The following is an 11,576-nucleotide window of genomic DNA, read 5'->3' on the forward strand; positions in this document are numbered from 1 at the left end:
GTCATGGACACCTCTGCTCCTTCGCCCTCCGTGCGCCGCAAGGCCGGCCCTCGGGGATTGCCCGTGCTGGGTAGCTTTTTTCCCATGCTCCAAGAGCCGCTGGCCCTGGCCAACAAGCTCCACGCCGAATACGGCGACGTGTCCCTGGTTCGCGTCTACGGCTACCCCATCGCGTTCCTGAGGAACCCGGTGGACGTGAAGCGGGTGCTCATCGACGAGCCCCTGGTCTTCCCCAAACCGCGCATCGTCAATCCCTTCAATGGCAACGGGCTCACCGTGAGCCAGGGGGACGTCTGGAAGCGGCAGCGACACATGGTTCAGCCCATGTTTCACAAGGAGAAGGTCCGGCAGTGGGCGGGCATCTTCAGCGACGAGCTGTCCAAGGGCGTGCGGCGGTGGTCCGACCTGGGCGCCAGGGGCGAGTCCTTCGACATGTACACGGAGGCGGCCCGCCTGATGTTCGGGGTGATGTGGCGCACGTGCTTCGATGAGACGCCCCGCGAGGAGTTCTTCGCGAGCATCATGGATGCCATCGACGTGTTCGGTCGTCGGCGAGGGCCCTGGGGCACGCTGTACTTCAAGCTGCTGCCCCGGCTCGACCCGAACCCCGAGCGGATAGGCACGGCGCTGTGGCTCATCAACGGGTGGATCTACGCGCGGCTCTCCCGGCGGCGCGAGCGGGGGACGCAGGACGGAGACATCACCCTGTTGTCCGCGCTCGTGGAGGCGCGGGCCCGGGACACCAGCGAGCCGATGGAGGACAAGCAGGTGCGCGACGAAATCGTCAACCTCTTCGGCGCCAGCTTCGAGATGATCGCCACCTCCCTGACGTGGGCCGTGCACGCGTGTACGCAGCACCCGGAGGTGACGCGCGCCATCCGCGAGGAGGTGAGCTCGGTCTGTGGCAGCGAGCCGCCGAAGTACGAGGACGTGGCGAAGCTGACGTATACGAACCGCGTCGTGCAGGAGATCAATCGGCTGAACCCGCCCGCGTGGACCATCCTCCGGGAGACGGCGGGCGAGGTGGAGGTGGGCGGGGTGCTCCTGCCCAAGGGCACCCAGCTCCTCATGTGCCCGTACGCCATCCACCGGCACCCGGACCACTGGAAGGACGCGGACACGTTCGACCCGGACCGCTTCCTGCCGGAGCGCATGACGGGAATGCACAAGTGCGCCTACGTGCCCTTCGGGGCCGGCCAGCGCATCTGCGTGGGCCAGCACATGTCCCAGGTGGACACGGTGCAGACGCTGGCCACGCTGCTCCAGCAGTGCGACGTGGAGTACCTGGGGAAGAACCCCGTGGAGTGGCAGACGCGGCTGACCTTCGTGCCCAAGCGGGGAATGCCCATGCGGGTGAGCGCCCGCAAGGGCTGACGCCGGCCCTTCAGGAGGGCTGGGAGCGCGCGGCGGCCTCGGTGGCCGCGTCCGGCCCGGCCTCCTCGAAGTCGAGGTCGCGGTGGAAGGTCTCTTCGATTCGCGTGAGCGCGATCAGCGCGAGTCCGAAGCAGATGCTGCCCACGGTGATGGCCGCCATGGGCACGGAGATGTAGCCCTTGAGGACGGCGAAGCCGCTGGCGGCAATCGCGGCGGAGCCTCGCACGAAGTTGGGCACCGTCGTCGCCACCGTGCCGCGGATGTTGGTGCCGAACTGCTCGGCCGCCATCGTCACCAGCACCGCCCAGTAGCCCACCATGATGCCGATGAGGAAGCTGAGGAGGTACACCGTCGTGCTGGTGAGCCCGGGCACCAGCCCGTAGACGAGCATCAGCAGGAAGCCACCCACCAGGTTCAGCGCCACCGCGCGCTTGCGGCTCTTGAGCCACTGGCTGAACAGGCCGGCGAGCAGGTCGCCAATCGTCAGGCCGATGGAGCCATAGAGGATGGCGTTGCCCGCCGTGACGGTGCCCTGCACGTTGAGCCCCGCCGTCAGCTCCGGCGCGAAGGTGAAGAGGATGCCGGTGGTGAAGTAGATGGGGACGCCAATCAGGATGCAGCAGATGTACTTGAGGAACCGGCCCCCCTGGAGCAGCAGGAAGGGGTTGGCGCGCGACGGGTCCGTCTTCTTGGTGAACAGCTCCGACTCGGAGACCTTGAAGCGGGCGAACAGCAGCGCCAGTCCCATGATGCCGCCGGTGAAGTAGGCCGTCTTCCAGTGCAGGTGCTGGCCCACGAAGGCCGCCGCCACGATTCCCAGCATGCCGAGCGTCGCGACGATGGTGGTGCCCAGGCCGCGCTTCTCCTTGGGGAGCGACTCGGCGACCAGGGTGATTGCCGCGCCCAGCTCGCCCGCCAGGCCCACGCCGCCCAGGAAGCGGAACACCGCGTAGCTCGTCACGTCCCAGGCGAAAGCGTTGGCCAGGTTCGCGAACGAGTACAGCAGGATGGAGCCGAACATCACCGACAGCCGGCCGCGCTTGTCGGCGAGCACGCCCCACAAGAGGCCGCCCACCATCATCCCCACCATCTGGCAGTTGTAGATGAGGATGCCCTTCGACAGCACCTCCTCCGGACTGGTGATGCCGATGTCCCGGAGCGACGCGGCGCGCACCACGCCGAACAGCGTGATGTCGAAGAGGTCGACGAAGTAGCCGAGCCCGGCCACCAGCACCGTCAGGTTCAGGACCGAGCGCAGCTCACGCAGGAATTTCATGGGCGCGATTCAATGGGTTTGGTTCGTCGCGAGCAAGATCGATTCTTTCGACGCAGCGCGTGCAACACGGGCTGGCTTGCAATGCGCCGGAAAATATGAACCGTGATTCAGGTCTCATCCCCGGGTGAGGCGGTTTCGTCCCTCGCCAGGGCGGTTTCGTCACATCCCTCGCCAGGGGTTGCCCCGGGGTCGGTATCTCCCTGGTCCACCGGGGGCCTGGAGTCACAGGGCCGCCGGATGGCCGCGCGCACCTTCGCGCTCGCGGAACGAGGGGAGACACCATGAGATTCTTGAACGCGGTACGAGGAATGTTCCTGGCGAGCGCGCTGGCGCTCGTGGGCTGCCAGGGTGGGGAGCCGGGCGAGGATGCCCCGACGGACGCTCCGGGGAGCCAGGAGCAGCAGCTCACCAACTGCACCAGCCTGGTGCCGGTGATGACGAGCAACTCGGCGCCCTCGGGCTTCGTCACGAGTTCGGGCGTGTACGGCTCGAATCCGGCCGCCTACGAGCCCTGGAAGGCGTTCGACAACGCCACCACCTTCTGGCTCTCCACGGCCAACCAGACGCCCGCATGGCTGGGGTACGAGTTCGGCAGTGGCGTGATGAAGACGGTGCGCCGCTACGCCATCTCCTACTCCAACGGCTCCATCACCACGCGGTCCCCGAAGAACTGGACGCTGGAGGGCTCCAACGGCAGCACCTGGGTGGTGGTGGACACGCGCACGAACGTGACGGGCTGGACCAACGAGCGGCGCGAGTACGATGTGGCCCACCCCGGTCAGTACAAGAAGTACCGGCTGAACGTGTCGGACGACAACGACAACCGCGCGGGCATCGTCGTCCTGTCCATTGGTCGGCTGGAGCTGTACCAGTGTGACGCGTTCCCCACGGTGGTGGACCTGTGGACGAAGACGTCCGGTGCTCCGGGTGGCTTCACCCGCATCCATGACCTGGCCGGCGACCCGGCAGGGCGTACGTACTCCACGGGCATGACGACGGTGGGCGTGGAGGGGCAGCCCATGGCCGGATTGATGGACGGCTTCCTCACGGCCCGCGACTGGAACGGCAACCTCCAGTTCCACAAGCAGCTCGGCGTGGCGGGCACTGTCACCCTGGGCTACGGCATCGCGCGCAACCGGTCGTTCGAGGAGATCTACGTCGCGGGCTTCACGGATGGCGCCCTGCCGGGCGCGACGAGCAGCGGGGGCCGGGACGCGTTCATCACCCGCTACCGCTACACCGGCGTGTTTGGCTGGACGCGGCAGATTGGCCTGGCGGGAGCGCAGACGGAGGGCTACGGCGTGTCGCTCGACTCGGCGGACAACGCCTTCCTGGTGGGCTCCACCAACGGCAACCTGGATGGCAACGTGCGCACCGGCAACTATGATGCGTTCGTCACCAAGTACAACGCGACGGGCGTGAAGCAGTGGACCCGCCTGTTGGGCGTGGCCGGGAAGACGACCCATGCGCGGCGGGCCTCCGCCGACAACTCCGGCAACGTCTACGTCTCCGGCTGGACGGACGGCAACCTGGACGGCCAGACGCTGACCGGGCCTCAGGACGCCTTCATCACCAAGTACGACGCGGACGGCGTGAAGCAGTGGACGCGGCTGGCGGGTGCTCCCGCCACGGCCGTGTGGCTCTACGGCTCCACGCTGGATGCGAACGGCAACGTGTACCTGACGGGCTACAGCGGCGGTGGCATGGATGGCGTGCCCAACGTCACCCCGGCCATCGACGTCTTCATCGCGCGGTTCAACCCGGCGGGTGTCAAGCAGTGGGTGTGGGAGCTGGACTCGGGCTCTGGCTCGTGGGGCATGGGCATCTTCGCCCATGACGACGGCATCTACGTGACGGGAGGCGGGGTGGCGGACGTGACGCAGACGACCGACACCACGGGCGGCATGGTCCACAACTACGTGGCGAAGGTGAACTTCTCCGGCGCGCTCCAGTGGATCAAGCAGCAGCCCACCGCGGTGCTCAACGGCGTGGAGAAGGACGTGCGCAGCATGGGTGTCGTGGTGGATCAGAACGACAACATGTACGTCGGCGGCTACCTGGACGGGAACTTCGAGGGCAACACGCTGCAGGGTGCCCCCGACTCCTTCCTGACGAAGATCGCCCCGTAGCCGGGGCGCTGGAGGCGCGGCGCGCGGGTCGGGTGCCGCGCCTTCAGTCCTCGTCGCTGGCGCGGATGTTGACCACGAGGACGCGCGCGATGCTGACCTTTTCGCCCTCCGGATCGACGGCGCGGTATGCGGCGAGCCGCTCGCGCGCATCGTCGTACCGGCGCAGGCGGACGAGGGCGGCGATCTCGGATTCGCGCGCGTTCCGGACGTAGACCTTCTCGACGGCGGAGGCCCCGCCTCCCCACGTCTCGTAGTAGGCACGACAGGCCAGCAGCGCCTGGGTGTTGGCGTGGTCGACGGCGGGCTCGGAGCAGCGGTTGTAGTCGCGCTCCATCCGCACCGAGACGGTAGGCTTGCCCTTCCGCTCCAGCTCCTCGATGCGCTGGGCGAACTGGAGCTCCTCCTTCGCGAGCCTGTCCCTCATGTCCTTGTGGGATTGCTCGGCGGCGGCGCGGGAGAGGGCGGAGGCTCGCATCATGGTATCGACGGCGTCGGCCATCAGGCTCTGGGGATAGGTCCGCAGGAAGGTGTCTCCGGCGTCCTGTTCGGCCTCCCATTGCTCGAGCTTGCCGAGAGCGATGAAGCGAAACCACAAGGCCGTCTCGGCTGGGAGGCGAAGTTGATACAGGGGAAGTCCCATCGGGAGGACTCGCTCGGTGTCCTGGACCAGCGTGCGCCAGCGCCCGCGGACATAGTTCGCATCCAGCAGCTGCAACGCGGCGGCCGCTCGCTCCTCGGAGGGACGCTTGGGGTCCTGCATCGTCGCCCGCAGCTCCGCGTCAGCGGCCTCGCGGGCGGGGGTGGCGCGCAGGGCGTGCTCGGCCAGCCGCTTCTCCAGGCGGGAGAGTTCCTCGCGGGCGTACTCGAAGCTCGGGGAGCCCGCCAGGGTCGCGCGCAGGAGCCACGCGCGCTCGTCCTCGGTGGTGGCCGCGAGCGCCCGTCCATAGGTCTCCAGGGCCAGCACCGCTTCGCGCCCCGAGGGACGCTTCACGCGCGGCTTCACGGGTGTGCCGAGCAGTCGGGACGCCACCTGATCCTGCAGCGCGAAGATGCGGTCCACGGGGCCCGTGACTTTCGCCGTGTCCAGCACGACGCCGGTCTCCACGTCGATGAAGCGCGCGTTGATGCGCACCTGTTGCTCCGCGCGCTGGATGCTGCCGAGCACGACGGTGCGGGCCCCCACCAGGCGGCCCACGCGGACCGCCGTCGACTCCGTGGACTGCTGCCGCTCCTGGAGGTCCAGCTCCGCGAGGGCGGCGTCGAGCTGCTCGCGCTCCACCAGTTGGATGCGACCGCTGGCGCGCAGGTCGGAGATGAGCGTCTCCGTCATGCCGCGCGCGAGCCAGTCCAGGGAGGTGTCCGTATTGAGGTTGCGGAACGGCATCACCGCGGCGGGACCCGACGGCGGCTTCGCGGGCGCCGCCGCGAGCGCCAGGTGGGAGCACGCGAGGAAGAGCAGCAGCCCGTGGGGGGCCTTCATGGTCTCAGCCTCTGGGGCAGGCCGGGCAACAGGGCGCGCACCTCGGCGGCGAGCGCGTCCTGGACCTCGAAGGAGTTGCTCGCGGGCCCTTCCACGCGCGCCGTGTCGAGCACCTCGCCGGTCTCCACGTGGACGAACCTCGCGGCGATGCGCAGCACGGCGCCTGCTCGCTGGAAGCTGCCGAGCACCACCACCTCCGCGCCGACGATGCGGCCGAGGCGCGCGCGGGTCTCCGGGTCCACGCGCGCGCCCTGGGTGAAGTCCTGTTCCTCCATCGGCAGGTCCAACTGTCCGCGTTCGATGAGCCGCAGCCCGGGCTGGTGGCCCACGTCGGTGACCACCGCTTCGGACAGGGCCCACTCCAGGGGCGTGAGCGACGTGTCTCCACTCAGATTGCGGAACTTCAGGACGCACACCCGCACGGGGCCCGTGGGCGCCGGGGCCTTGGCCGCCGGTGACGGCGTGGTGGCTTCGGCGGGCGCGGAGGGAGTCGTGGCCGCGGTGGGGTCGACTGTCGCGGTGGTGGGCCGGAGCAGGAACGCGGCCACTCCGGGGACGGCGAGTCCCAGGGCGATGAGCAAGGCCGTGCCGATACCCGTGACACGGAGCCCTCGCGCGGGTTGGCTCGGAGGAGGGGCGGTGTCGGGTGTGTCGTCCAATGCGTACAGAGTGCCGGCGCGCACATGGGACGACGGTGGAGACGGCGGGCGTGTTTCATCGGGCTCGTGGCCCGGAGTGGTCCTGTTCACGGAGCGCGAGCAGCATAGCCGAAGCAGGTGTTTCGCTTCGTGGGGGGCTCTCGAAGCCAGTCGCTTCCGCTACGCTTCGTCACCGTGGCCGCGAGGGATGCCGTGAACCAGGGGGAGGCGCCGGACGCGCGAGCCCCGACGCGTGCCCTGTCCCCTCGGCGCGTGTGGATGTTCGGCATGGGCGCGGGATTGCTCGCCGCGCTGCCTCATGCGGTGAGCGCGTATGCACACGAGCCTCGGGACTTTGGCTTCAAGCTGGCGCTGGCGATGGTGCCCTACAGCGTCTGGGCGCTCCTGGGGCCTCTCATCCTGGCCACTTTTCGCCGTGTAACGCGCGATGCGACTCCTGGGGTTCGCGAGGTGGGGCCGCTTGTCGCCATCGGGAGTGGCTTCGTCCTGGTGCATGCGCTCCTGCTCGCCCTGGTGCGCTCCGGGCTGGAACAGTGGGCCGCCCGGGGCGTGGCGTTCAGCGAGGGGCTGCGAGCGCTCCTCCTGGAGCGGGGAGCGCTGGGATATTTTGAGTACCTGCTGTTTCTCGCGGCCTGGGCGGCGCTGAATGCGGCCCGTCGGGCGCGGGAGCGGGAGCTGGCGGAGTCCCGGTTGATGGCGCGGCTGGCCGAGTCCCGCCTCCAGTCCCTGCGCGCGCAGTTGGATCCACACTTCCTCTTCAACACGCTGAACGCCGTCGTCGGGTTGGTTCGCCAGTCGCGCAACCCGGAGGCCGTGGAGGCGCTCGTGGAGCTGGGGGATTTGCTGCGGGCCAGTTTGGAAGGACGTGGGGACCACGAGGTGCCGCTGTCCGAGGAGCTGGAACTGGTCCGCCGCTACCTGGGCATCGAGCGGCTTCGCTTCGGTGGACGGCTGGAGTCCCACCTGGAGCCGGAGCCAGAGACGTTGATGGCTCGGGTTCCCGCGCTCGTCCTCCAGCCACTCGTCGAGAACGCCATCAAGCATGGGACTTCGCGGCGTGCGTCTCGAGGGAACGTGTGGGTGCGAACCTGGCGCCGGGGGGACAGGCTGGTGCTCGAGGTGCGGGATGATGGGCCGGGACTTCGCGCGGGTGGGGCAGGGGGCACGGGGATTGGCGTGGCGAACACCCGGGCGCGCATCCAGCAGCTTTATGGCGAGCGGTATGGCCTGACGCTGGAGGATGCGCCGGGTGGGGGCGTGATTGCCCGTGTGGAGCTGCCGTTCGCGGCTTTCGAGCAGGGCATGATGAAGCGGGCGGTGAAGGCTCGTGCGTGAGGGGGAAATCGTGGAAGGTGGCTGGCGAGTGCTGGTGGTGGATGACGAGCCGCTGGCGCGGGACAACGTGAGGCACCTGCTCGCGCGGGCGCCCGACGTCACGTCCATCCGGGAGTGCGAGGGAGGACAGGAGGCGGTGGAGGCGATTCTCCGCGACCGCCCGGACCTGGTCTTCCTGGACGTGCAGATGCCGGAGGTGGACGGCTTCGAGGTGCTGCACGAGGTGGGACCGGAGCGGATGCCGCCCGTCATCTTCGTGACGGCGTTCGACCGTTACGCGGTGCGGGCGTTCGAGGCGAATGCGCTCGACTATCTGCTCAAGCCCTTCAGTGACGGGCGTTTCCAGGAGGCGCTGGAGCGGGCTCGCAGGCAGCGGGCCACGGGGCGAGACAGGGCGCTGCTGGAGCGACTGTCCTCGCTGCTGGAGACGTACCGGACACCGGCCCCTGCTGGCGTGGAGGCAGGTCCGTCCGATGCGCCCTTCCTGGAGCGCATCGCGGTGAAGACGGACGGCAAGGTGCTGCTCCTGCCCGTCGCGGAGCTGGACTGGTGCGAGGCGGAGGGCAACTACGTGGTGCTGCACTCGGGAGGACGCAGTCCCATGCTGCGCGAGACGCTCAACCGCGTGGAGCAACTGCTGGACCCGAAGTGCTTTGTCCGCGTGCACCGCTCCACGCTGGTCAATGTAAACCGCATCCGCGAGCTGGAGCCCGACGTGGACAAGGGCTGGGTCGTGGTGCTGCGGGATGGCACGCGACTGCGACTGAGCCCGGGGCGGAAGCCGGCGGTGGAGGCCCTGCTGCGTCAGTCATTCTGACCCGCACGGGCACCGTGGGCTCGTATGTCGTGGATATCCACGATGGAATGCCGGACATCCAAGTGGCTAGCGTCACATGGATGCAAATACAATCAAGCTGGATGTCGCGTGGTGGGGTGATCCTGTCCTTCGTCGCCCTGGCTGCCTGTGGCGCGGGCACTCCGGTCCAGGAGGACGCTGTCCTGGAGAGTTCGGAGGGGGAGTTGACCTGTAACATTTCGCATCTGTGCGCGAACGGGACGTCCATCTCCTGCGTCTCCACGCAAGACGTCTGTTCCTCGGGGACGGATAGCGGTGGTTGGGTCCAGTGTGATGATCGACGGACCTACTGTCCGCAGGCGTGTACCTGCAGCGCGGTTCGGCACGTGAGCTCCAAGAGCGCGCGTGCGGTGCGCTGCCAGATTGCTTTCATGAACGCGCGGGATGCGCTCGAGGTCCGGATGAATACGACCTGCCCGTCGGGCGCCTGCAATGTCTTGGAGGAGGAACTGGACTGCAGGCGTTTTGGCTCGAACCCCGCCGACGGATACGAAGCGGCGATGCGTGTCACGTACTCCTGCAAGGAGCCCGCGAACTGCCAGTAGCGGGGGCGGTCCGGCTCGGGCGAGCGCGTGGCTTGCCCGAGCCCTGTGACGCGAGACGTTTCGCTGGACTTGTCAGTCCGTGGACTGCGCGCCTGAGTCGGACGTGTCCGCACACATGTCGGACGCATGCTCCGAGTTGGAGGCGCAGCTGTCACTGGTGTTGCCATCGACCAGATCCGCCAGCCAGCCACGAAAGCCCGTGAGGTCGATCAGGCTGCTTCCATAGATGTCGATGGCCGCTGCCGCGGCCGCCTCTCGACGTGCCTTCGCGAAGCGGTAACCGAGAACGACAGCCCAGCCGGCTCCCAGGAGCGACAACACGACAGCCAGCACTACAGCGGCTTGGAGCATCAGTGTCATGTCCACCTCCTGGGGCTTGAGTCTATCCATTCTCCGCGGCGTTCGGAATGTGGCATCGAGCTGTCGTCCGGGCGAGGCCGGTGCGCACATTGCTGCACACCTGGCGCGGTGGGCACATGCATGTGGCCGGGTCACGGGGCTGCGCGCCCACCGATTTCTGGGAAGCGCTCGTAGGCGCGCTTCAGCGCGTCCAGGTGCGAGGGGTCGTCCAGGTCGAGCGGCGCATCCGTGAGCCGAACGACCCACCCGCCCGTCGCGGTACACAGCGAGCGCGAGAGCAGGGCCATATCGCGGGCAGGGTCCGGAAACCCGATGGCTTGTGCGGTGGCTGCCGACCAGTAGTTCAGCCACCCCAGGCGATGCGGAATCTCAGGCGAGCGGATCTTGTCTGGGAACTTGAGCGCTGGCAGCCCCCGTGGCGGAACCCCCGGCTTACGCGCTGGATCTCTCGTCTGCCTCGAAATCTCCACTGCCGCGTCATGCGGCGTCGCATGCCCCCAGAACGACTGTGCGCTCTCCGCCACGCCACACAGCACGTCCACTGCCCTCGCGATTCCGGCTGCGTCCATGGGCAGGTCTGCATGGATGTCGAGCAACGGCTGGTTACCCGACGAAGAGCGAGCGCTCGTCGCAAGGCCGTAGATGGTGACGGGGTAGCTCTCGTCACCGTTGCACACGAGGGGGAACTCCCCACGTGCCGCCGCGTCGGCAAGCCAGTCGTCGCGCTGAGGCAACACGATTAGACGCCCGTCTTCGGAAACCTTCCACTCCAGGCGCGAACCGGGCAGAGCCCGTTCCACCGCATGGACGACAGCGAGCGAGCGGCCGTCGTTGCCCACGAGGGCTGGCGCATAGACGATGAGAACGAGGGACTCTTGAGGGGTCATCGTTCGCATCCCGTGACGACGATGTTGAGGAGGGGTTCCTGTGCCTCCAGCGCTGCTTTGTGTGCGGCGCTGCTCACCCCAACGACGAAGCCATATCCACAGGACTCCGCGATGTCGCGCTCATCCTTCAGCTCAGGCACCTGAGTTCTGAGCACCTGGTTCTGGAGAAAGCGCGAGTATGTGTCGAACTGGTCGGTCTTGATCTCCCAAAGCACGCGCGCGCCGACTTGCAACGCGTCGAAGTGCTTGCCATCAACGAACACGTCCATTCCGGGATACTGGTTGGGTGGAACCCTATCGGCGCACCTGTTGTGTGCATCATCGCCGCCTCGGTGCGGCACAGGGATGGGCTCGCACCTGCGCCGGCGCTTGCGATCCAGGGGCTCGGTCGGCACCGGGGGAAGCCAGTCCTGTCCCGATGGCTCAGGCTTGGCCTCGCGAGTCGCCGACGGAGCCAGTGGGGCAGATTTCGCTTGGGGGGCGGGCGCTACCTCTACCGGATTGCTCCCGCTCAACTCATACGCATCCAGCGCTTCCTTGATGGCGACGGTCAAGTCCCGAATCGTGTGTAGTTGGTTCGGAGGGGGAACGGGGGAGGAAGGCTCCTTGGCGGATTCATTCAGCGGTGTCTGGGTTTGAAGTCAGCAGGGCCATGTCGAGGTAGCGGCGGTCATC

11 protein-coding genes are annotated in these 11,576 nt (G+C 67.8%); 5 read left to right on the forward strand and 6 right to left on the reverse strand.

Annotated elements, in window-relative coordinates; all coding sequences use genetic code 11:
- Window positions 1-3: 3 nt before the first annotated feature.
- The gene (locus tag HUA78_RS34720) at window positions 4-1,374 is read left to right on the forward strand and encodes a cytochrome P450 (RefSeq protein ID WP_174486445.1); all 1,371 of its coding nucleotides are present in this window, start codon (window positions 4-6) and stop codon (window positions 1,372-1,374) included.
- Between the two features lie 10 nt (window positions 1,375-1,384).
- On the opposite strand, the gene HUA78_RS34725 is transcribed toward HUA78_RS34720, so the two are convergent.
- Window positions 1,385-2,650: an MFS transporter gene (locus HUA78_RS34725; RefSeq protein WP_174458328.1), complete on the reverse strand. Its 1,266-nt coding sequence runs from the start codon at window positions 2,648-2,650 to the stop codon at window positions 1,385-1,387.
- A gap of 281 nt (window positions 2,651-2,931) precedes the next feature.
- On the opposite strand from HUA78_RS34725, the gene HUA78_RS34730 reads away from it, so the two are divergent.
- Window positions 2,932-4,779, forward strand: a complete 1,848-nt coding sequence (locus tag HUA78_RS34730; protein ID WP_174478127.1) for an SBBP repeat-containing protein — start codon at window positions 2,932-2,934, stop codon at window positions 4,777-4,779.
- A 43-nt stretch (window positions 4,780-4,822) separates the two neighbouring features.
- Here the strand turns inward: HUA78_RS34730 and HUA78_RS34735 are convergent, their stop codons facing one another.
- Both HUA78_RS34735 and HUA78_RS34740 read right to left on the reverse strand, forming a co-directional pair.
- A complete protein-coding gene (locus HUA78_RS34735) occupies window positions 4,823-6,259 on the reverse strand; it encodes a FlgO family outer membrane protein (RefSeq protein WP_174478128.1) in 1,437 nt (478 codons plus the stop codon).
- Window positions 6,256-6,942 carry a CsgG/HfaB family protein gene (locus HUA78_RS34740; RefSeq protein ID WP_174478129.1) on the reverse strand — a complete coding sequence of 229 codons (687 nt, stop codon included), beginning with the start codon at window positions 6,940-6,942 and terminating at the stop codon, window positions 6,256-6,258. Before HUA78_RS34740 ends, HUA78_RS34735 begins: the two co-directional genes overlap by 4 nt.
- A 150-nt stretch (window positions 6,943-7,092) precedes the next feature.
- Between HUA78_RS34740 and HUA78_RS47825 the strand changes: the two genes are divergently transcribed.
- The 3 genes from HUA78_RS47825 to HUA78_RS34755 all read left to right on the forward strand — a co-directional run bounded on the left by HUA78_RS47825 (window position 7,093) and on the right by HUA78_RS34755 (window position 9,654).
- Complete coding sequence (locus HUA78_RS47825; protein ID WP_217442702.1) at window positions 7,093-8,253, forward strand: histidine kinase; 1,161 nt, start codon at window positions 7,093-7,095, stop codon at window positions 8,251-8,253.
- Window positions 8,254-8,263: 10 nt separating this feature from the next.
- Window positions 8,264-9,070: a LytTR family DNA-binding domain-containing protein gene (locus tag HUA78_RS34750; RefSeq protein ID WP_174478131.1), complete on the forward strand. Its 807-nt coding sequence runs from the start codon at window positions 8,264-8,266 to the stop codon at window positions 9,068-9,070.
- Window positions 9,071-9,480: 410 nt separating this feature from the next.
- Complete coding sequence (locus HUA78_RS34755) at window positions 9,481-9,654, forward strand: hypothetical protein (RefSeq protein WP_174478132.1); 174 nt, start codon at window positions 9,481-9,483, stop codon at window positions 9,652-9,654.
- A gap of 72 nt (window positions 9,655-9,726) precedes the next feature.
- Here HUA78_RS34755 and HUA78_RS34760 read toward each other — a convergent pair whose 3' ends face one another.
- From HUA78_RS34760 to HUA78_RS46850, 3 genes are all read right to left on the reverse strand, one after another.
- Entirely contained in the window at window positions 9,727-10,014 is a 288-nt protein-coding gene (locus HUA78_RS34760) for a hypothetical protein (protein WP_174478133.1), read from the reverse strand.
- 131 nt (window positions 10,015-10,145) lie between these two features.
- Window positions 10,146-10,901 (reverse strand): DUF5953 family protein, encoded by a 756-nt coding sequence (locus tag HUA78_RS34765; RefSeq protein ID WP_174478134.1) that lies wholly within the window; start codon window positions 10,899-10,901, stop codon window positions 10,146-10,148.
- Window positions 10,898-11,296 (reverse strand): DUF6310 domain-containing protein, encoded by a 399-nt coding sequence (locus HUA78_RS46850; RefSeq protein ID WP_371745733.1) that lies wholly within the window; start codon window positions 11,294-11,296, stop codon window positions 10,898-10,900. The genes HUA78_RS34765 and HUA78_RS46850 overlap by 4 nt, the downstream gene beginning before the upstream one ends.
- Window positions 11,297-11,576 lie beyond the last annotated feature (280 nt).

This window comes from Myxococcus sp. CA033, from assembly GCF_013336625.1.
In the GTDB taxonomy this organism is placed as follows: Bacteria; Myxococcota; Myxococcia; order Myxococcales; family Myxococcaceae; genus Myxococcus; species Myxococcus llanfairpwllgwyngyllgogerychwyrndrobwllllantysiliogogogochensis.